This window comes from Actinoallomurus sp. CA-142502, assembly GCF_050936355.1.
Taxonomy (GTDB): Bacteria; Actinomycetota; Actinomycetes; order Streptosporangiales; family Streptosporangiaceae; genus Actinoallomurus; species Actinoallomurus iriomotensis.
Genome location: NZ_JBNJMY010000001.1, coordinates 3,338,802 through 3,358,046, shown reverse-complemented (window position 1 = coordinate 3,358,046; position 19,245 = coordinate 3,338,802). Strand labels below are relative to the sequence as shown.

The window sequence follows — 19,245 nt, the reverse complement described above, 5'->3', positions numbered from 1 at the left end:
TCCTCGGCGAGCCGGCGATCACAGCGCGTTGAGCCGCCGGGCGAGGTGGAAGTCGTGCTCGGTCAGGCCGCCGGCGGCGTGGGTGGTCTGGGTGAGGACGACGACGTTCCACCGGATCTCGACGTCGGGGTGGTGGTTGAGCTCCTCCGCCACCTCGGCGACCCGGTTGACGTACGCCATCGCCTCCTTGAAGTCCCGGAACTTCACGGTGCGGACGATGGAGTCCTCCACGAGCTCCCAGCCCGGCGTCCCGGCCAGCTCGCGCTCGATCTCGGCCACGCTCAACCGCTTCATTTCGGCACTCCTCTCTCCCGTTTCATAACATCACGAATGTGCTGCCCACTTTGGCCGACGTTCTGCACCTGGACGCGGTACGACGCGGCGAGCCACGTGTCGTGGCCGGCGCGGACCGGCTCGACGCCCGCGTGCGGTGGGTGCACAGCGCCGAGGTCACCGACATCGCCCACCTGCTGCGCGGCGGAGAGCTGGTGCTCACCACCGGCATCGCGCTGCCGGACGAGCCGGGCCGGCTGCGGCGGTACGTCGCCGAGCTGGCCGAGGTCGGCGCCTGCGGACTCATCGTGGAGCTGGGGCGCAAGTACGCCAGCACGCTGCCGGCCGCGCTGATCTCCGCGGCCGAGGAGTACGGGCTGCCGCTGATCGCCTGGGCGCGTGAGACACCGTTCGTGGACGTCACCGAGGCCGTGCACGCGCAGATCATCGACGCGCAGCTCGCCGAGCTGCGCGCCTCGGACAAGCTGCACGAGGTGTTCACGCAGCTGTCGGTGGACGGGGCGCCGCCCGACGAGGTCGTCCGCCAGGCGGCCCGGCTGTCCGGCCGTCCGGTGGTGCTGGAGAACCTCGCCCACCAGGTGCTGGCCGCCGACGCCGCGGGCACCGACCCCGCCGACCTGCTGGCGAGCTGGGAGACCCGCTCCCGCGCGGTGCGCACGGAGGAACGCACCGCCTACGACGCGTCGTCCCGGTGGCTCGTGACCGTCGTCGGGGCGCGCGGCGAGGACTGGGGGCGGCTCATCATCGCCGGTGAGGGGCCGCCGTCCCCGCGCGACGTCGTCCTGATCGAGCGCGCGGCGACGACTCTCGCGCTCGGGCGCCTGCTGGACCAGCACGCCCAGAGCCTCGAACGCCAGGCCCACGGCTCCGTCATCGCCGGGATCCTCGCGCACGCCTACTCCGACCCGCAGGAGGCCGCGGCACGCGCGCGGGCCCTCGGTGTGCCGCTCACCGGGCGCCGTCTCCTCGGCATCGTGGTGCTCCCCTGCCCCGCCGGCACGACCGAGCTCCCGCCGCTCGCGGAACTGGCCGACGCGACCGCCGCCGCCTGCCGGGACGCGAGTCTCGCCGCCCTCGTCGGGGCCCTCGACGAGGGGTCGCCCCAGGCACGGGTCGGAGTGCTGGCCTCGCTGCCCGCCCGCGCCGAGGACGAGCGGATCCTGCGCGAGGTCGCGAAGCGGCTGCGCGCCCACCGCTCCGTCGGAGGCGCCGCGGACGCCGGGCGGGGCTTCGTCATGGCGGCCGGGTCGATCGTCGAGTCGATCCGCGACGTACGCCGCTCGTTCCTGGAGGCCGAGCAGGTCGCCGACGTGGCCGCGCGGCGAGGCGACGAGCGGCCGTTCTACCGCCTGCCCGACCTGCGCCTGCGCGGGCTGCTGCACCTGCTGCGCGACGACGCCCGGCTGCAGACCTTCATCGAACGCGAGCTGGGCCCGCTGCTCACCCACGACGCGCGCCGCGGCGGCGACCTCGTCCACATGCTCGCGCTCTACCTCGACAGCGGGCGCAACAAGGCGCTCGCGGCCCAGCGGGCCCACCTGTCACGCCCGGCCCTGTACGAACGGCTGCGGCGGATCGAACGGGTCCTCGACACGGACCTGGAGGACGTGGAGTCCTGCGCGTCCCTGCACGTCGCCCTCCTCGCACTCGACTCCGTACGAAGGGAACGCTCTTGATACGACGAGCACGTGACCTGGGGATCCGGATCGGCACGGCGGACACCGGACCGGCGAACGCGATCACCGACGTGGCCGGTGTCCGGGTCGGGCACGCGACGATCATCCGGGGTGACGGGCCGCTGCGGGTCGGCGAGGGCCCGGTCCGTACCGGCGTGACGGTGGTCCTGCCGCACGATGGCGTACTGGAGGACGAGCCGCTGTACGCCGGTTTCCACTGGCTCAACGGGAACGGCGAGATCACCGGCACCGCGTGGATCCACGACGGGGGCATGCTCACCACGCTGATCGGGCTGACCAACACCCACAGCGTCGGCGTGGTCCGCGACGCGCTCATCGACGTCGAACGCCGGGGCCGCGGGCACGGCTCCTGGGGGCTGCCGGTCGTCGGCGAGACCTGGGACGGCGTGCTCAACGACATCGATGGCGGCCACGTGACCGCCGCCCACGTGCGCGAGGCGTACGAGGCGGCGGCCCGGAGCGGGCCCGGCGACGCGGTGGCCGAGGGCAACGTCGGCGGCGGCACCGGCATGATCTGCCACGGCTTCAAGGGCGGCATCGGCACGTCCTCGCGCGTCGTGGAGGGCGGCTGGACGGTCGGCGTGCTCCTGCAGGCCAACCACGGACGGCGCGAACGCCTCACGGTCGACGGCGTCCCCGTGCGGATCGACGACGTGCCGCGCCCGGTGGCGCCGGCGGCCGAGGGCGCGGGATCGGTGATCGCGATCGTGGCGACCGACGCGCCGCTGCTGCCCCACCAGTGCCGGCGGCTGGCCCAGCGCGCGGGCCTGGGCATCGCCCGTACGGGCGGCGCCGGGGAGAACTTCAGCGGCGACGGCTTCCTCGCGTTCTCCACCGCGAACCGCGGCCGGCTGCCCTCCGACGCGCCGGGCACCGAGCCGCCGCGGGTCTTCCAGGTCGACGTGCTGGCCGACGCGTACCTCGACCCGCTCTTCCACGGTGTCATCGAGGCCACCGAGGAGGCCGTCGTGAACGCCCTGCTGGCGGCCGAGACGATGACCGGCCGCGACGGCGTCACCGCGTACGCCCTGGACCCGGACCGCCTGCTGGAGTTCGTCGACCGGCGCTGATCCCGGCGGCGTCAGACGGGCAGGTGGCGGGCGAGGAACTCCTCGGCGCGGTGCCAGGCGCGGGCCGCCGGTTCCGGGTCGTGGAACATCGGCGCCTTCCGGTTGTGGAAGGCGTGCCCCGCCTCCTCCTCGACGTGGATCTCGGCGTTCGGCCGGCCGCGGACCACCTTCTCGACCTCGGCCACGTCCGCGCGCGGGATGTACGGGTCACTGCCGCCGAAGTGGAACTGCAGCGGGCACTCGATCGCGTCGAGCAGGTCGAGCCGGCCGGGCACCTCCGAGCCGTAGAAGGACACGACCGCGGCCGCGGCGTTCTGGGCCGCGAGGAAGTAGGCGATCGACCCGCCGAGGCAGAAGCCGAGGATGCCCGCCGTCCCGGTCGCCTCGCCGCCGGCGACCTCCGGCAGGGCCATGAGGTGCCGCAGCCCGCCGGCGGCGTCGGCCACGCTCTGCTCGAAGTCGAGGCGCCCGCCGAGTTCGAGGGAGCGCGCGACGCCCTCCTCGTCGTGTACGGCCCGCCAGCCGGGGCTCAGCCGCCAGAACAGGTCCGGCGCCGCCACGACGTACCCAAGGCCGGTGAGGTCCTCGGCCACGGCGTGGATGTAGTCGCCGACGCCGAAGATCTCCGGGACGAGCAGGACTCCCGGCCCGCCGCCGGAGCCGGGAAGCCAGACCGTCAGGTCGTACGCGCCGCCGGGGACCGTCACCTGCTCCACACGGGTTGCCTCCATGCGGGCAGCCTAGGGCCTAGATCATCCCGTGGTGACGAGTTCGGTCTCCGGGAGCGCGGTCTCCTTGGTCGGGCGGGACACGCGGCGGGCCCAGGGCATCGCCAGGGCCAGGAGCGGGATGACCGCCACCGAGCTGATCGCCCACCACTCGTGGTTCTTCCACCAGCCGTTGTCGTCGAACTGGGTGAGGTAGAGGTAGCCCAGCCCGGCCCAGACGGCGGCCAGCCCCAGGGCCGGGCGGCTCCAGCGCGTCGGGCGGGCGCACAGGAACGGCACGAACCAGAGGAGGTACTGCGCGCCCATCCGTGGGGTCACGATCATGAACGCGAGCAGGATCGCCGAGGTCTGGTCGATCCGGTCCGAGCGCCACCACAGCCACATGACGAGGGCGATCGTGGAGTAGAGAATGACCTGGCCGATCGAGGCGGCGGCCGAGACGAGCTGCCAGTCGCCGCCGGTCATCACGGCGGTCCAGCCCCACTCGCCGACGATGGGCCGCACCTCACCGAGATAGCGGGCGACGTCGAGGATGCCCGACCACGAGCTGTCCACCACGAGCGGCAGCGTCACCAGGAAGAACACCGGCACCGCACCGGCCGCGACCAGCCCGTACAGGCGCTGGCGCCAGGTGGGCAGCATGGCCAGCAGCACCGGCAGCAGGATGATCGGCCAGCTCTTGGCCGACAGCGCGAACCCGAACAGCGCCCCGGCCCACGCGGCGTACATCGCGGCCCGGTTTCGGCCCTCACCGTCCGGTGCGGGTGTGGCACGTGCCACGACGTACGCGCCGACGAGGAACGCGAGGGCGACCGGCTCCACCTGGCCGTGAATGATCGCGACCATCAGGGCTATCGGGTTGCAGGCGTACTGGAACCGCGCCTGTGCCCGGTACTTCGGCCCGGCCAGCTTGCCGACCAGCACGATCAGGACGGCGTCGGCCACGAACGTGACCACGCGGCCGGCGACCTCCCACGGCAGACCGGTGGCCAGCACCAGCGCGTAGAAGTAGGGGATCATCGGCAGGAAGTGCCAGGACCCCTGCGTCGCGAGCACCGGATCCTGGTGGTGCAGGATGGCGCGCCCGGCGTGCCGGAAACCCTCGTTGTAGTCGACCGGCTGCCATGCGGCGGTCGCGGCGACCACCAGGAGGATCAGCCGCAGTCCGATGCCCACCGCGAGGGAGGTCCGCAACGATGGCCGCCACCCGCGCCACTGCGCGAGGACGGCCATGATCAGGCCTGCTACCAGGATGAATGCTACGAATACAGGATGGTCCATCGTTAGGCAAGGCTCTCACATTCGGGCAGGTCGTCTGACCTGGGCCGGGTATTTACAGCGAACTCTCAGGTAGCTCTTGACCTTCGAGAGTGATCCGTGATCGATCGGCTACCCCACGTAGGCGCTTCCGGACTCCCCGCCTGACGCCCCGCTTCGTGTCCAACGCCCGATCAGCCCCGAGGATACGGGCTCCATGGCCATAACCGGACTTACAAGGAATCTTGCAAAATTTTACTAGATGCGTGAACCTCTCGGCAGGCAAGGTACTCGGTTCTCAGGCCCCGTGAGCGCGGATGCCCCCAGACCTTCCGCACGAGCGGGCCCCGCCGTACCGCGCCATCCCTCGGGTGCGCCACCAGGGCGCGCCCGCCACCCCTGAGGGAGGCTCGTGTGAGGTTCACTGCATCCCGACGCGCCGGACTGATCGTCGCGGCGGCCGGGCTGGTCGGCGGCACACTCGTCGCCGCATCCGCGCAGGCGTCCGCCTCGCAGGTGGATCCGTCGCAGGTCGCCGGCAAACTGGCCGGCCAGCTCGGGTCCCGTTCCGCCGGGTCCTACCTGGACCACGCCACGAACAAGCTCGTCGTCACCGTCACCAACGCGTCCGACGCGAAGGTCGTGCGGGCGGCCGGCGCCGTGCCCAAGACGGTCGCCTACAGCGGCGCCCGGCTCGCCCAGGCCACGAGCACGCTGGACAGCACGGCGCGCGTGCCGGGGACCGCGTGGGCGGTCGACCCGGCCACCGACCAGGTCGTGCTGTCGGTCGACAGCACCGTCACCGGCGCCCGGCTGGCCCAGGTCACCAAGGCCGCGCAGCAGCTCGGCGGCACCGTCCGCGTCAACCACGTGGCGGGCGCGTTCACCACGCGGCTGAGCGGCGGCGACGCCATCTACGGCGGGCAGTACCGCTGCTCGCTCGGCTTCAACGTCCGCAGCGGCAGCACGTACTACTTCCTGACCGCCGGCCACTGCGGCAACATCGCCTCGACGTGGTACTCCAACTCGAGCCACACCTCGGCGCTGGGTAACACGCAGAGCAGCTCGTTCCCGGGCAACGACTACGCGATCGTCCGCTACACCACCAGCGGCACGCCGTCCGGCACGGTCGGCAGCCAGGACATCACGAGCGCGGGCAACGCGACCGTGGGCCAGACGGTCTCCCGGCGCGGCAGCACGACCGGCGTCCACTCCGGCCGGGTCACCGCGCTCAACGCCACGGTGAACTACTCCGAGGGCACCGTGTACGGCATGATCCAGACCACCGTCTGCGCCGAGGGCGGCGACAGCGGCGGCCCGCTCTACGCGGGGACGACGGCCCTGGGTCTGACCTCCGGCGGCAGCGGCAACTGCACCTCCGGCGGCACGACCTTCTTCCAGCCGGTGACCGAGGCGCTGAGCGCGTACGGCGTCAGCGTCTACTGATCCTCCGGCCAGACCTCGACCCGCCGGATCGGCATGAGACCCTCGGGACCGTGTGGTCCCGAGGGTCTCATCGTTCGGGGGTCATGTGCGGCCGGTCGCTCACCGCTGGGGTTCTGCTGGTGCCGTGCGGGGCATCAGGGCGACGACCGGGAGGCTGAGGGCGGTGACGGCCAGGACGACGATGAGGCTGACTTTCATCGCGTGGGCGGGTCCGGAGGTCGTGGCTTGGAAGAAGATCGAGGTGATCGCGGCCGAGCCGATTGCTGAGGCGAGTTGCTGGATGGAGCTGAACGCGCCGCTGGCGCTGCCGGCTTCGTCGGGTTTGGCGTCGCCGAGAGCGACGGTGGGGATCGTGGCGAAGCTGAGGCCGAGGCCGATGCCGATGACGAAGAACGCCGGGGCCGGCGCCCAGAGGCCGGCGTTCGTCCCGGAGTGATCGACGAGGGCCAGGACCCAACCGCAACCGGCGAGGTCGACGGTGAGGCCGATGAAGATGAGCCGTCGGCCGAGCTTGGCGACCAGGCCGCCCATGGCGGCGAACCCGGAGGCGACGAGCCCCAGGGTGAGCGGCACCAGACCGAGCGAGGCGTCCCGCGGGCCGGCGTGCAGCCCTTCCTGCAGGAACAGCGACAGCACGAAGAGCAGGCCGGTGCCGGCGGCGACGGCGACCAGGCACACGAGCAGTCCGGAGGTGAAACCCCGGTTCTTCATGAGCGAGGGCGTGATGAGCGGGTGGGTCGCGGTGCGCTGACGGTAGGCGAAGGCGGCGAAGAACAGGACGCCGACGACGATCGAGACGACGGGAAGGGCGCTCCAGCCGTTGGTCGAGCCCTCGATCAGGCCGTACAGCAGGCCGAGCATGGTGACCGCGAGCAGGCCGGAGGCCCAGCCGTCGACGACGGCGGACCGGTCGCCGTCGTCACGCGGCAGGATCTTGGCGGCCATGACCAGCCCGATGACGCCGAGGACGATGTTGATGAGGAAGATCGGGCGCCAGGACAGACCGAACACGTCGGCGCTGATGAGGAAACCGGCCAGGACCGGGCCGCCGACACTGGACAGGCCCAGAACCGGGCCGAACAGCCCGAACGCCTTGGCGAGCATGGCGGGGGTGAACGCCTTCGTCATGATCGCCATGCCTTGCGGGATGAGCAGGGCCCCGAACGCCCCCTGAGCGACCCGGGCGACGATGAGCAGGGCCGGGTCGGGTGAGAACCCGGCGACCGCCGAGGCCAGGGTGAACCCGCCCATGCCGATCAGGAAAAGCCTGCGCTGGCCGAACCTGTCACCCAGCCGCCCGCCGACCACGAGCAGGACCCCCATGGCGAGCATGTACGCCGGCCCCAGCCACTTGATCAAACTCTCACCGCCGTCGAGCTCACGGGCGATCGTGGGCGCCGCGATGTTCGTGACCGTTCCATCGATCACGTCGAGGGCGTCGGCGAGCAGCACCAACCCAAGAATCGCCCACATCAGGCGGCTGGAGCGGCGTGCGGTGACCGTGCCCGGCTCCGTCAAGGTGGTCATGAGGAACGTCCTTCTCGATTCCGTCAGGGCGCCCCTCGTGGGCGGCCTCTCACCACCACCACGAAGACCCCCGACCCGATCCGACACCGCCTTCGAAATCTTTTTCAGGACGTCAGGCCCGAGTTCGTCCCGGGCCACTCCTCACGGCTGGACGTGGGTGGTCGCCTCCCGGACATCGACCCCGCTCACAGGAACGGCCGCACCTCGACCTTCCGATTACACGCCCTCGACCCCTCGGCGGCGAGCTTGAGCGCCACGTCGTGGTCAGGGGCCTCGATGACGTAGAAGCCGGCGAGGTACTCCTTCGACTCCACGAACGGCCCGTCGGAGAACATCGTTTCCCCGCCCCGGTTGTCGATGACGGTGGCCGTGCCGGGCGCCGCGAGGCCGCCGGCGAAGACCCAGTGGCCCTCGGCCCGGAGCCGGTCATTGAACACGTCGATCGCAGCGTGCTCCTCCGGAGTGGCAAGGCCGGCCTCGTCGTGGATGACAGAGATCAGGTACTGCATCTGAAGATCATCTCCTGTGGCGTCAAGACGGTGTGGTGGGGCGGAATTTCCGCCAGCGCCTGCCGCGGGCGTCCGGCCGACCGGTGAACCGGGATCGTCACGCCCGGGAAGTCGAATCGCGACTCGACCAGGTCGAGCGTCAGGAATGCCTCCGAAGCCGCGTCCTCGGCGGTGCCGAGATTACCGAACCGCTGGGCGAACGACGCAATGACCCGCGCCCACTCGTTTCGGTGGGCGCGGGTCAGGTCGGTGGGTGCGGATCAGGGCATCCTGCGCGTCGGCCCGACGCCCTTGGGGATCTCGCCGTGAAGGTGCGGGACGTACACGAGCTTCTGCGTCCGCCCGTCGAGCACGGTCGACTCGATGAGCTCCAGGTCGAACTCCGGCCCGTCGTGGAAGAGCGCCGCTTGCCCAGCGCGACCTGAGATGGCGGGGAACATGAGGATTTCGAGCCGGTCGACGAGGCCGGCGGCGAGCAGAGCGCGGTTCAGCGAGATGCTGCCGTGCGAACGCATCGGGACGTCCGTGGTGCGCTTCAGCCGCTCGATCGCCGTCACGGCGTCCTCGTTGAGAACCGTCGAGTTCTGCCACCCGAGCGGGTCTTCGAGCGTGCTGGAGAACACGACCTTCGGCAGCTCGTTCAGGCTGTCGTAGTAGGGCTCGTCGAACATGCGCACGAACTTCCGGAACTGCCGGAACGTCGTCGCGCCGAAGACGAACACCTGGTCCTGCGCGAAGGTGCGCACCCGGTCCTCGCGGACCTCAGGGCCTTCCTTCCCCCAGTACCCGGGCCAGCCTTCGGCCATGCCGTAGCCGTCGAGGCTGCAGAAGAAGTCGACAGTGAAGGTGGTGCTCATGGTGCTGCTCCGTTTTCTCAGGCCACCTCCGTCGGGCGGCTGCACCACTTCCACGAACACGATCGACCCGATCCGACACCTCCTTCGAATCATCTTCGAGGACTTCTCCGCACACCGCCGCTGACGATCGCCGGGTGGTGGCCCGGTGGTGGAGGCCGAGCGCGTGACTTCTCGTTCGGCTGTTCCTCGAAGGCCGGTCACGCCCCGGGCCGGACGACGTACTTGCCCCTCCCCCGCCCCTCGGCGAGCAGCTGATGGATCTCCGGCACCTCCGCGAGCGCGCCGGCCTCGGTGACCGGCAGGTCCAGCGTGCCGTCGGCGACCAGGCCGAGGACCTCGCGCAGGCCGGCCGCGGCGCGGTGCGTGGCGTGCGCCCACAGCCCGCTCATGCTGAAGCCGCCGATCGACAGGTTGCCGCCGATCAGCCGGCCGGCCGCGGGCAGCGCGTCCTGCTCCCCGCCACCGGCGTTGCCGAACAGGACGATCCGGCCGCCGGGCGCGGCGACGGCGAGGTCGGTGCGGAGCGCCCGGGTGCCCAGCGGGTCCAGCACGACGTCCACCCCGGTGCCGCCGGTGGCCGCGCGGATCGCCTCCTCCAGGCCGGCGTCCCGCGGCACCACGGCGTCGTACCCGCTCTCCAGCGCCGGGCCGACGCCGGCGGGCCGGCCCACGGTCCCGATGAGGCGGCCTCCGCCGAGCGCCGGCACGAGCCGGGCCACCGCGCCCCCGACCCCGCCGCCGGCCGAGTGCACCAGCACGGTCTCCCCGGGCCGGAAGCGCGCGGCGTCGCGCAGGAGGAGGAGCCCGGTGGTCAACATGAGCGGGGCCGCCGCGGCGACCGGGGACGGGACGCCGCCGGGCACGGGCACGACGGAGGCGGCCGGCACGCGCACCACCTCGGCCAGCCCGCCGCCACCGGTGAACGCGGCGACCCGCCGCCCCGGGTCGAGGCCCGTGACGCCCGGCCCGACCTCCCGCACCGTGCCGGACACCTCCAGACCTGGCCGGTACGGCCACTCCTTCGCGTAGCCGGGGTCGCCGCGGCGGGCCATCACGTCGATGAAGTTGATCCCGGCGTACTCCACCTCGACGGTCACCTCGCCCGCGCCCGGATGAGGCTCCTCGACCTCGAGAACCGTCGTCCGGCCGGCGTCCTCGGACGGCCCGGTCATGACCAGTGCGCGCATTACGGCTCCTTCGATGTTCGACGTTCGCAGAACTACGAAAACCGTACAACCGTTGTACGATGTTTGTCGAATGAAAGAGGGAACGATGCCGAGATCCCAGCGCCGCCGCACGGCGCTCACCCATCCCGAGCCGGAGGACTTCGACGTGCTGGACATCCTGCACGCGATGTCCGACCCGACCCGGATGACGATCGTCCGGACCCTGCGCTCCGCGCCGGAGCGCGCGTGCGGGACGTTCCCGGTCGACGTCGCGCCCTCGACGCTGTCCCACCACTTCCGCGTGCTGCGTGAATCCGGGGTGATCCGGCAGCGCGAGGAGGGCACGCGCCGGTGGACCACGCTCCGCGCGGAGGATCTCGACCGCCGCTTCCCCGGGCTGCTGGACGCGATCGTGACCGCCTACGAGACGAGCGCGGCCGGCCGTGAGCAGCCGGTTGCCGCAAGCCGGGCCGACCGGCATGATCCCAGGTCATGAACCGTACTGACGCACCGCACGCCGCCGATGAGCGCTCGATGCTCATCTCCTGGCTCGACTGGCACCGGGCGACCGTCTTCGTCAAGACCGAGGGACTGGCCGAGGACCTCGCGCACCGCCCGCTGCTCGCCTCCTCTCCCCTCATGACCGTCGCCGGGCTCGTCAGCCACCTCTACTGGGTGGAGCGCGGGTGGGTCGAGCACACACTGCTCGGCGGCCCGGACGACCAGCCGTGGAGCGAAGAGGACCCGGACGCCGACTTCCGCGCCGACGGCACGCCGCTGTCGGAGCTGCTGGCGGCGTACGAGCGGCAGTGTTCGGCCAACAACGAGGTCCTGCGCTCGCTGAGCCTGGACACCGAGTCGAAGCTCGAGCGGGGGCGGGGCGGGCACGTCACGCTCCGATGGATCATCGTGCACCTCATCGAGGAGACCGCCCGGCACAACGGCCACCTCGACATCCTGCGGGAGATGCTCGACGGCGTCACCGGCGACTGAGCCCCCGGAACAGGCCACGCGCGGCCAAATGGATCACGAACGCGGCGGCCTCGGGTTAGAGTGCGGACGTGCCGATCCCGGGTTTTCTGGCCGTACGCAACGTCAATCCGCACCATCTCCAGAAGTACCTGCTTCCGCAGGAGATGGACGACGACACAGTGTTGATCCGCCGTCATCCCGCCGTGTTCCTGCAGCAGGTCTTCGAGACGCTCGGCGCGCTGATCCTCGCCGGCGTGCTCACCGGTTTCGTACACAACTCCACGGCCGTCACCGTCATCTGGGTGGGCTTCCTGATGGTCGCCTCCCGGCTGGTCTTCAAGGTGTTCGAGTGGTCCGACGAGTTCTTCGCGGTCACCAAGGTCCGGGCCATGCTCGTCCACGGCATCGTCACGCGGCGCGTCGACATGATGCCGCTGTCGAAGGTCACCGACCTGACGGTCGACCGCTCGATCCTGGGCCGGATGCTGGGGTACGGCACGATCGTGCTGGAGTCCGCGGGCCAGGACCAGGCCCTGTCCCGGGTGGAGTACGTCCCCGAACCCGAGGCGATCTACCTCGACATCTCCGCGGTGGCGTTCGGCCACGGGGACGACTGACCGGAGCGGCGAGCCGACGAGCGAGCGGAGCGGCCGGTGAGGTACGAGCCGTCCGCGTAGCGAGTGAGGAGGCGAGCCCGACCATCATCACGAATCGAAGCCGACGCCGAAGGCGTCGAGGGCGCGTAGCCACAGGTTGCGGCGGCCCTGGTGGCGGTCCGCTTGGGCCAGGGACCAGCGTGTGAGCTGTACCGCGCCGTACCGCAGTGGCTCCGGCGGGAACGGCACCGGTTTGGAGCGGACCATCGCCAGCCGGGTGCGCTCGGTCTCCTCGCCCGACAGCAGGTCGAGCATGACGTCGGCGCCGAACCGCGTCGCACCGACGCCGAGCCCGGTGTAGCCCGCGGCGTACGCGAGCCGCCCGCCGTACGCGGTGCCGAAGAAGGCGCAGAACCGGCTGCACGTGTCGATGACCCCGCCCCACGCGTGAGTGAAGCGCACGCCGTCGAGCTGCGGGAACGTCGTGAAGAAGTGCCCGGCGAGCGTCGCGAACGTGGCCGGCCGGCGTTCGAGCTCGGCGCGCACCGCGCCGCCGAAGTGGTAGATCGCGTCGTAGCCGCCCCACAGGATCCGGTTGTCGGCGGTCAGCCGGTAGTAGTGGAACCGGTTGCCGGAGTCGCCCACCCCCGTACGGCTCCGCCAGCCCACCGAGGCGAGCCGCGCGTCGGAGAGCGGCTCGGTGACCAGCGCGTAGTCATAGACCGGCGCGATGAAGTGGCGCAGGCGGCGCAGCGGCGCGGGGAAGCCGCCGGTGCCCAGCGCGACCCTCCCGGCGGTGACCGTGCCGTACGGGGTCCGCAGCCGGAGCCCGCGGCCCTCCTCCTCGATGGCGCGCACCGGCGTGCGCTCGAAGATCCGCACTCCCGCCGCCAGGCACGCGCGCCGCAGGCCCCAGGCGAGCTTGGCCGGGTGCACGAGCGCGACGCCGTCCCGGTCCCACAGGCCGCCGTGGTAGGTCGGCGAGTCCACCTCGGCCCGTACGGCGCCGGCGTCGAGCAGTTCGAGGGTCCGCCCGGCCTCGCCCGCGCGCTCGGCCAGTTCGGCGAGGTCGGCGAGCTGCCAGTCCTCGGTGGCGACGTCCAGCTCGCCGGTGCGTTCGAACTCCGCGTCGATGCCGTGGCGCGCGAGCGTGGCCTCGATGCCGTCGAGGTTCTCCCGGCCGAGCCGCTCCAGCGTGGCGATCTCCCCGGGCCAGCGGGCCAGGCCGTTGCCCAGCCCGTGCGTGAGGCTCGCCGCGCAGAAGCCGCCGTTGCGCCCGGAGGCGGCGCCGCCGGCGACGTCGGCCTCCAGGAGGACGACATCGAGCGACGGGTCGCGTTCCCGGGCGCGCAGCGCGGTCCACAGCCCGGTGTACCCGCCGCCGACGACCACGAGGTCGCAGGAGACCGGGCCGGTCAGGGCGGCGGCGGGCTCGGGCGCGGCCGGGTCGGCCAGCCAGTACGGAGTGGGCTCGGCCTCGGCCAGCGCCCTCAGCGCGTTCATCACCTACGCCGGCGGGCGAGGAGCGCGTTGCCGACCGCGAGCAGCACCCCGGCCACGAAGATCAGCGTCCCCATGACGTTGACCTGCGGGGGAAGGCCGTTCTTCTGCGCGCCCCAGATCCACAGCGGGAACGTCAGCGTGGAGCCGCTGTTGAAGCTCGTGATGATGAAGTCGTCGATCGACAGCGCGAACGCCAGCAGGCCGCCGGCCAGCACCGCCGGGAAGATCATCGGCAGGGTCACGAGCCGGAAGGCGGTCCAGCCGGTCGCACCCAGATCGCGGGCCGCCTCGTCGATCGCCGGGTCGAGGGTGAGCACCCGCGAGCGCACGGTCACCGCGACGAACGACAGCGAGAACATGATGTGCGCGATGACGATCGTCCAGTAGCCGCGCCCGACGTTCAGCTGCACGAAGAACGACAGCAGGGACGCGCCCATGACCGTCTCCGGCGCGGAGATCGCGGCGAACTGCACGAGGTTCAGCGCGCCCTGCCCGCGGAAGCGGTACCTGCCGAGGGCCAGCCCGATCAGCGTGCCGAGGACGGCGCTGACGGCCGTGGCGACCAGCGCGATCGTCAGGGAGTTCACCAGGGCCGTGGTCAGGTCCGGCACCGAGAACAGCCGGCCGTACCACTTGACCGTGAAGCCCTGCCAGGTGAGGTTGAGCCGGCCCTTGGTGTCGTTGAACCCGAACGCGATCATCACCGCGATCGGCAGGCACAGCCAGACGATGATCAGCCAGGTGTAGCCGAAGAGCAGCCGGTCGCCCCAGCGCCCGCGCGTCCTCCGCGATGCCGTACCGGTGCTCTCCTCCGCCGCGACCGACGTCATCGGGTCGCCACCTCCAGGACGTCCTCGGTGCCCAGCGCCCTGGCGTACAGGAAGATCCCGATGAGCAGGATCGCCATCAGCGTGAAGGACAGCGCCGCGGCCTGCGGGTAGTCGTTGTTCACCAGGTAGAGGTTCTGGATGATGTTGCCGATCATCGTGTTGTTGGTGCCGCCGAGCACGGTGGCGTTCACATAGTCGGCGCTGACCGGCACGAACGTCATCAGCACCCCGGCGAACACCCCCGGCAGCGAGAGCGGGAACACCACCCGCGCGAACGCCTGCGCCGGCGAGGCGTACAGGTCCTGCGCCGCCTCGATCATCTTCGGGTCCACCCGCTCCAGCGCCACGTAGATCGGCAGCACCATGAACGGCAGGTAGTTGTACGTGAGACCGGCCACCACCGCGAACCCGGTGGCGATCACGTGGAAGTCCTGCGGCAGGAGTCCGGCGTGCTTGAGCGGGGACAGCACGATGCCGTCGTCGGCCAGCAGGAACTTCCAGGAGAAGGTCCGCAGCACGAACGACACGAAGAACGGCAGGAGGAGCAGGAACAGGAACGTCGTCTTGCGCGCGCCGCCGCGGAAGGCGATCCAGTACGCCACCGGGTAGGCCAGCACGATGCAGGCGGCGGTGGCGATCACCCCGTAGACGAGCGACCGGATGAGCTGGTCGTCGTAGTCGGACAGGGCTTCGCTGTAGTTCTGCCAGTGCCAGGTGAGCGAGAAGCCGTTGACGACGTCGCCCTGCATCAGCGAGAACGACAGCATCACGACCATCGGCACCACGAAGAAGATGGCGAGCCAGAGCCCCCCGGGCAGGATCAGCGCGTACGGCGCGAGGCGTCGGCGCATCGGTCAACCCGCCGTGATGTGCTGGAAGACCGCGGTGTAGTCCTTCTCCTCCGCAGGGGTCAGCGAGCGGTAGTGCCGCAGCCTGGCGTAGTCGGCGTCGGTGGGGAACACCAGCGGGCTGGACGCCACCGACTCCAGCGTCTTCTTCTTCGCGCCGGTGGCCTTGGCCGCGTCGGCCGCGATGACGTCCTTGGCCGCCGGCACCGGCGTCACATAGTTGATGAACTCGGCGAGGTTGGCGGCGATCTCCGGCCGGTAGAAGAAGTCCATCATCATCAGGGCGTCGACCGGGTTCTCCGCGGTCTTGGGGATCATCATGTTGTCGGTCCAGATCGTGGCGCCCTCCTTGGGGATGACGAACTTCAGGTTCGATCCCTCATTGAGGTTCTGCTGGAAGATGTCGCCGGACCAGGCCATGGTGAGCCACACGTCGCCGCGCGACAGCGCGTCGATGTAGTCGTTCTCGTAGTACTTGCGGACGATGCCCTTGTCCTTCTGCTCCTGCAGCTTGGCGCCGGCCTTCTTCCAGTCGTCCGGGGTCGACTTCTCCGGGTCGACGCCGACGGCGAACATCCCGAAGTTCCCGATCTCCTGCACGTCGGACATCATCCCGACCTTGCCCTTGAACTTCGGGTCCCACAGGTCCTGGATGCTGGTGATCTCGCGCCCGGTCTTGCTCGGGTCGTACGCGATGCCGGTGAGCCCGGTCGCGTACGGGACGCTGTAGACGTTCCCCTTGTCGAAGGACTCCTGCTTGTACGCCGCCCCCACGTTCTTGGTGAAGTTCGGCATCTGGGAGTGGTCGAGCGGCACGAGGTAGCCGAGTTCGACGAGCTTGGTGAACTCCAGGCCGTTCGTCACCACCATGAGGTCGTAGCCGATCGACTGGCCCGCCTGAAGCTGCGGGGCGATCTTGCCGAACCACTGCGGGTCGTCCGAGATGACCTCGCGGTAGGTGACCGTGATGCCGGTCTGCCGGGTGAACTCCTTCAGCGGTGTCCGGTTCTTGTCGATGTAGAGGGTCCAGTTCGCGAAGCTCAGGTGGCCCTTCTTGGTCTTGCCGGCCCAGTACTTCTGCACGTCGTTCTGTTTCGGCGGGGCCGCCTTCTGTCCCTTGACGCCACAGGCGGCCAGACCGAGACCCGCGCCGGCCAGGCCGAAGAGCCGGAGCGCGTCCCGGCGACCGGTCATGCCGCGGAGAAGAGCGGGGTTGGTGTTCATGTCAGGCTCCGATCACGTAGGAGTGGCGCGGATCCCACGACAGCCAGACGCTGTCCCCCCGGGTGGCGACGTCGTCCGCGGAGGAGACGTTCTGCACGAAGACGACGACCTCGGCGCCCGTGGAGGTCGTCACGTTGTAGTTGGTGAACATGCCGAGGTACACGACCTCGGTCACGGTGCCGCGCAGCGCGCAGCCGTCACCGGCCGGAGGATCGGAGCGGACGTCGATCTTCTCCGGCCGTACGGTGAGCTCGATCTCCTCGCCCGGCGCGGCGGTGCAGGGCACCACGATCCGCTCCCCCAGGCCCGGCTCGATGACCGCGCGGCCCGCGCCGGCGCGGGCGACGGTGCCGGACAGCACGTTGGAGGTGCCGATGAAGCCGGCGACGAAGGTGGTCGCGGGCCGTTCGTAGATCTCCCGCGGCGTGCCGAGCTGCTCGATCCGGCCGTCGTTCATCACCGCGATGCGGTCCGACATCGTCAGCGCCTCGTTCTGGTCGTGCGTCACGTACACGAACGTGATGCCGACCTCGCGCTGGATGCGCTTGAGCTCGACCTGCATCGCCTGGCGGAGCTTGAGGTCCAGCGCGCCGAGCGGCTCGTCGAGCAGCAGGGCGCGCGGGCGGTTGACCAGGGCGCGGGCCAGGGCCACCCGCTGCTGCTGGCCGCCGGACAGCTCGCGCGGTCGCCGTTTCTCCCGGCCCTTCAGGTCGACGATCTCCAGCATCTCGCCGACGCGCCGCGCGACCTCGCTCTTGGCGACGCCCTTGCGGCGCAGCCCGAAGGCGACGTTCTCGAACACGCTCATGTGCGGGAACAGCGCGTACGACTGGAACACCATGTTGACGTCCCGTTTGTTCGGCGGCACGCCGACGACGTTCCGGCCGTGCAGGAAGACCTCGCCCTCGGTGGGTTCGTCGAACCCGGCGATCATCCGCATCGTCGTGGTCTTGCCGCACCCGGACGGGCCGAGCAGCGAGAAGAACTCGCCCTCGCCGATGGACACGTCGATGCCCTTGACCGCCGCGACCGCGTCACCGTGCGCGTGGAAGGTCTTCTTGACGCCGTTCAGCTCGATCGCCGCGAGGTCGGCGCCGACGGGCGTCCCCGCCTCTTTCGTATCCGTCACGAGACCTCCTTCGTCGGCCTCGTGACCACCGTGCTGTGTTCGATGGTTCCCTCGCTCCGCTCGGTCACGAGACTCCGATGTGACTCATCACGTGCTTGATCCGCGTGTAGTCCTCGAACCCGTACATCGACAGGTCCTTGCCGTACCCCGAGTGCTTGTAGCCGCCGTGCGGCATCTCCGACGCGAACGGGATGTGCGTGTTGATCCAGACGGCGCCGAAGTCGAGGCCCTTGGCCATCCGCAGCGCACGGCCGTGGTCCCTGGTCCACACGCTCGCCGCCAGGCCGTAGTCCACGCCGTTGGCCCAGCGCAACGCCTGTTCTTCGTCGGTGAAGCGCTGCACGGTGATGACCGGGCCGAAGATCTCGTCCTGGATCATCTCGTCGTCCTGGGCGAGCCCGGTGACGACGGTGGGCGCGTAGAAGTAGCCGCGGTCGCCCAGGCGTTCGCCGCCGGCGACGACCTCGGCGTGCGCGGGCACGCGGTCGAGGAAGCCGCTCACGCGGGCGAACTGGTTCGCGTTGTTCAGCGGGCCGTAGAAGGCGTCCTCCTGCGACGGCGGGCCGACCGTGGTGGTGCGCGCCCGCTCGGCCAGTGCGGCGACGAAGTCGTCGTGCACGCCCGGACCGGCGATCACGCGGGTGGCCGCGGTGCAGTCCTGCCCGGCGTTGAAGTAGCCCGCCTCGGCGATGCCCTGGGCGGCACGTTCCACGTCGGCGTCGTCGAAGACGATGACCGGGGCCTTGCCGCCGAGCTCGAGGTGCACCTTCTTGAGCGTGTCGGCGGCCTGCCGGGCGACCTCCTTGCCCGCCCGTACGGATCCGGTGACCGAGACCATCTGCGGGATCCGGTGTGCCACGAGTTCGCGCCCGGTGTCGCGGTCGCCGCAGACGACGTTGAGCACGCCGGGCGGGAGGAACTCGGCCGCGATCTCGGCCAGAAGGAGCGTGGTGACAGGCGTCGTATCGGAGGGTTTGAGCACGACGGTGTTGCCCGCCGCGAGCGCCGGCGCGATCTTCCAGGTGGCCATGACCATCGGGTAGTTCCACGGTGTGACCTGCGCGCAGACGCCGATGGGCTCGCGGCGGATCATCGAGGTGTGGCCGGCCAGGTACTCCCCCGCCGACCGGCCTTCGAGCAGGCGGGCGCAGCCGGCGAAGAACCGGAACTCATCCACCATCGGGCCGATCTCCTCGTCCCGGGTGAGCTGGAGCGGCTTGCCGGTGTTGCGGCACTCGGCCTGGACGAACTCCTCCGCCCTGGCCTCGACGGCGTCGGCGATGCGGAGCAGGGCCAGGCTGCGCTCGGCGGGCGTGGCGTCGCGCCAGCCCGGGAAGGCGGCCTCGGCCGCGGTCATCGCCGCGTCGACGTCCGCGGATCCGGAGACCGGAGCCTGGTCGTACGGCTCGCCCGTACTCGGGTCGACCACGTCGGAGACGCGGCCGTCCTTGGCCTCGACGTACTCGCCGCCCACGAAGTTTCGCAGCGTCACCCTCGACCTCCGGGGTCCGGAACGGATGGCCCCGACCATGGCAGAACCGTCGAGGTGAAACAAGGGATTCCGTTGTTACAATCGGATTTCACGATGGATT

The 19,245-nt window shown here is 70.6% G+C and carries 19 protein-coding genes; 6 read left to right on the top strand and 13 right to left on the bottom strand.

Annotated elements, in window-relative coordinates:
- Window positions 1-18: 18 nt before the first annotated feature.
- Window positions 19-294, bottom strand: coding sequence for a 4a-hydroxytetrahydrobiopterin dehydratase (locus ACQEV1_RS16320; RefSeq protein ID WP_285617643.1), 276 nt, complete (start codon window positions 292-294; stop codon window positions 19-21).
- A gap of 38 nt (window positions 295-332) precedes the next feature.
- Here ACQEV1_RS16320 and ACQEV1_RS16315 point away from each other — a divergent pair, with 38 nt between their 5' ends.
- Together ACQEV1_RS16315 and ACQEV1_RS16310 are read left to right on the top strand one after the other, a co-directional pair.
- The gene (locus tag ACQEV1_RS16315) at window positions 333-1,970 is read left to right on the top strand and encodes a PucR family transcriptional regulator (RefSeq protein ID WP_433394612.1); all 1,638 of its coding nucleotides are present in this window, start codon (window positions 333-335) and stop codon (window positions 1,968-1,970) included.
- On the top strand, window positions 1,967-3,061 hold the full coding sequence (locus ACQEV1_RS16310) for a P1 family peptidase (protein ID WP_433394611.1): 1,095 nt from the start codon (window positions 1,967-1,969) through the stop codon (window positions 3,059-3,061). The genes ACQEV1_RS16315 and ACQEV1_RS16310 overlap by 4 nt, the downstream gene beginning before the upstream one ends.
- 11 nt (window positions 3,062-3,072) lie before the next feature.
- On the opposite strand, the gene ACQEV1_RS16305 is transcribed toward ACQEV1_RS16310, so the two are convergent.
- Window positions 3,073-3,792, bottom strand: coding sequence for a dienelactone hydrolase family protein (locus ACQEV1_RS16305; RefSeq protein ID WP_433394610.1), 720 nt, complete (start codon window positions 3,790-3,792; stop codon window positions 3,073-3,075).
- Between the two features lie 21 nt (window positions 3,793-3,813).
- Window positions 3,814-5,022: a glycosyltransferase 87 family protein gene (locus ACQEV1_RS16300; protein WP_285617648.1), complete on the bottom strand. Its 1,209-nt coding sequence runs from the start codon at window positions 5,020-5,022 to the stop codon at window positions 3,814-3,816.
- 438 nt (window positions 5,023-5,460) lie between these two features.
- On the opposite strand from ACQEV1_RS16300, the gene ACQEV1_RS16295 reads away from it, so the two are divergent.
- Window positions 5,461-6,492 carry a S1 family peptidase gene (locus ACQEV1_RS16295; protein WP_285568980.1) on the top strand — a complete coding sequence of 344 codons (1,032 nt, stop codon included), beginning with the start codon at window positions 5,461-5,463 and terminating at the stop codon, window positions 6,490-6,492.
- 99 nt (window positions 6,493-6,591) lie between these two features.
- Here ACQEV1_RS16295 and ACQEV1_RS16290 read toward each other — a convergent pair whose 3' ends face one another.
- The 4 genes from ACQEV1_RS16290 to ACQEV1_RS16275 form a co-directional block, all read right to left on the bottom strand.
- Window positions 6,592-8,019 (bottom strand): MFS transporter, encoded by a 1,428-nt coding sequence (locus ACQEV1_RS16290; protein WP_433394609.1) that lies wholly within the window; start codon window positions 8,017-8,019, stop codon window positions 6,592-6,594.
- A gap of 185 nt (window positions 8,020-8,204) precedes the next feature.
- The gene (locus tag ACQEV1_RS16285) at window positions 8,205-8,528 is read right to left on the bottom strand and encodes a YciI family protein (protein WP_433394608.1); all 324 of its coding nucleotides are present in this window, start codon (window positions 8,526-8,528) and stop codon (window positions 8,205-8,207) included.
- Window positions 8,529-8,788: 260 nt separating this feature from the next.
- The gene (locus ACQEV1_RS16280; RefSeq protein ID WP_433394607.1) at window positions 8,789-9,385 is read right to left on the bottom strand and encodes a dihydrofolate reductase family protein; all 597 of its coding nucleotides are present in this window, start codon (window positions 9,383-9,385) and stop codon (window positions 8,789-8,791) included.
- A gap of 197 nt (window positions 9,386-9,582) precedes the next feature.
- Window positions 9,583-10,572, bottom strand: a complete 990-nt coding sequence (locus ACQEV1_RS16275; protein ID WP_433394606.1) for a quinone oxidoreductase family protein — start codon at window positions 10,570-10,572, stop codon at window positions 9,583-9,585.
- A gap of 85 nt (window positions 10,573-10,657) precedes the next feature.
- Between ACQEV1_RS16275 and ACQEV1_RS16270 the strand changes: the two genes are divergently transcribed.
- The 3 genes from ACQEV1_RS16270 to ACQEV1_RS16260 all read left to right on the top strand — a co-directional run bounded on the left by ACQEV1_RS16270 (window position 10,658) and on the right by ACQEV1_RS16260 (window position 12,140).
- A complete protein-coding gene (locus ACQEV1_RS16270) occupies window positions 10,658-11,047 on the top strand; it encodes an ArsR/SmtB family transcription factor (RefSeq protein ID WP_433394605.1) in 390 nt (129 codons plus the stop codon).
- Window positions 11,044-11,544 (top strand): DinB family protein, encoded by a 501-nt coding sequence (locus ACQEV1_RS16265; protein ID WP_285617659.1) that lies wholly within the window; start codon window positions 11,044-11,046, stop codon window positions 11,542-11,544. Before ACQEV1_RS16270 ends, ACQEV1_RS16265 begins: the two co-directional genes overlap by 4 nt.
- Before the next feature lie 68 nt (window positions 11,545-11,612).
- Entirely contained in the window at window positions 11,613-12,140 is a 528-nt protein-coding gene (locus ACQEV1_RS16260) for a PH domain-containing protein (protein ID WP_285568991.1), read from the top strand.
- An 87-nt stretch (window positions 12,141-12,227) separates the two neighbouring features.
- On the opposite strand, the gene ACQEV1_RS16255 is transcribed toward ACQEV1_RS16260, so the two are convergent.
- From ACQEV1_RS16255 to ACQEV1_RS16230, 6 genes are all read right to left on the bottom strand, one after another.
- On the bottom strand, window positions 12,228-13,622 hold the full coding sequence (locus ACQEV1_RS16255; protein WP_433394604.1) for an NAD(P)/FAD-dependent oxidoreductase: 1,395 nt from the start codon (window positions 13,620-13,622) through the stop codon (window positions 12,228-12,230).
- A complete protein-coding gene (locus ACQEV1_RS16250; RefSeq protein WP_285617662.1) occupies window positions 13,622-14,452 on the bottom strand; it encodes an ABC transporter permease in 831 nt (276 codons plus the stop codon). Before ACQEV1_RS16250 ends, ACQEV1_RS16255 begins: the two co-directional genes overlap by 1 nt.
- Complete coding sequence (locus ACQEV1_RS16245) at window positions 14,449-15,303, bottom strand: ABC transporter permease (protein ID WP_285617664.1); 855 nt, start codon at window positions 15,301-15,303, stop codon at window positions 14,449-14,451. Before ACQEV1_RS16245 ends, ACQEV1_RS16250 begins: the two co-directional genes overlap by 4 nt.
- Before the next feature lie 3 nt (window positions 15,304-15,306).
- Window positions 15,307-16,524, bottom strand: coding sequence for a polyamine ABC transporter substrate-binding protein (locus tag ACQEV1_RS16240; RefSeq protein WP_433394603.1), 1,218 nt, complete (start codon window positions 16,522-16,524; stop codon window positions 15,307-15,309).
- A 1-nt stretch (window position 16,525) separates the two neighbouring features.
- On the bottom strand, window positions 16,526-17,653 hold the full coding sequence (locus ACQEV1_RS16235; protein WP_285617668.1) for an ABC transporter ATP-binding protein: 1,128 nt from the start codon (window positions 17,651-17,653) through the stop codon (window positions 16,526-16,528).
- A gap of 64 nt (window positions 17,654-17,717) precedes the next feature.
- A complete protein-coding gene (locus ACQEV1_RS16230; RefSeq protein WP_433394602.1) occupies window positions 17,718-19,184 on the bottom strand; it encodes a gamma-aminobutyraldehyde dehydrogenase in 1,467 nt (488 codons plus the stop codon).
- Between the last annotated feature and the right edge of the window lie 61 nt (window positions 19,185-19,245).

Excerpts from the sequence above, each read along its gene's own strand:
- ACQEV1_RS16280 (WP_433394607.1), bottom strand. The coding sequence starts at position 9,385 with ATGAGCACCACCTTCACTGTCGACTTCTTCTGCAGCCTCGACGGCTAC.
- ACQEV1_RS16250 (WP_285617662.1), bottom strand. The coding sequence starts at position 14,452 with ATGACGTCGGTCGCGGCGGAGGAGAGCACCGGTACGGCATCGCGGAGG.
- ACQEV1_RS16305 (WP_433394610.1), bottom strand. The coding sequence starts at position 3,792 with ATGGAGGCAACCCGTGTGGAGCAGGTGACGGTCCCCGGCGGCGCGTAC.
- ACQEV1_RS16290 (WP_433394609.1), bottom strand. The coding sequence starts at position 8,019 with ATGACCACCTTGACGGAGCCGGGCACGGTCACCGCACGCCGCTCCAGC.
- ACQEV1_RS16270 (WP_433394605.1), top strand. The coding sequence starts at position 10,658 with ATGCCGAGATCCCAGCGCCGCCGCACGGCGCTCACCCATCCCGAGCCG.
- ACQEV1_RS16240 (WP_433394603.1), bottom strand. The coding sequence starts at position 16,524 with ATGAACACCAACCCCGCTCTTCTCCGCGGCATGACCGGTCGCCGGGAC.
- ACQEV1_RS16230 (WP_433394602.1), bottom strand. The coding sequence starts at position 19,184 with ATGGTCGGGGCCATCCGTTCCGGACCCCGGAGGTCGAGGGTGACGCTG.
- ACQEV1_RS16300 (WP_285617648.1), bottom strand. The coding sequence starts at position 5,022 with ATGGCCGTCCTCGCGCAGTGGCGCGGGTGGCGGCCATCGTTGCGGACC.
- ACQEV1_RS16245 (WP_285617664.1), bottom strand. The coding sequence starts at position 15,303 with ATGCGCCGACGCCTCGCGCCGTACGCGCTGATCCTGCCCGGGGGGCTC.
- ACQEV1_RS16285 (WP_433394608.1), bottom strand. The coding sequence starts at position 8,528 with ATGCAGTACCTGATCTCTGTCATCCACGACGAGGCCGGCCTTGCCACT.
- ACQEV1_RS16320 (WP_285617643.1), bottom strand. The coding sequence starts at position 294 with ATGAAGCGGTTGAGCGTGGCCGAGATCGAGCGCGAGCTGGCCGGGACG.
- ACQEV1_RS16265 (WP_285617659.1), top strand. The coding sequence starts at position 11,044 with ATGAACCGTACTGACGCACCGCACGCCGCCGATGAGCGCTCGATGCTC.
- ACQEV1_RS16255 (WP_433394604.1), bottom strand. The coding sequence starts at position 13,622 with ATGAACGCGCTGAGGGCGCTGGCCGAGGCCGAGCCCACTCCGTACTGG.
- ACQEV1_RS16275 (WP_433394606.1), bottom strand. The coding sequence starts at position 10,572 with ATGCGCGCACTGGTCATGACCGGGCCGTCCGAGGACGCCGGCCGGACG.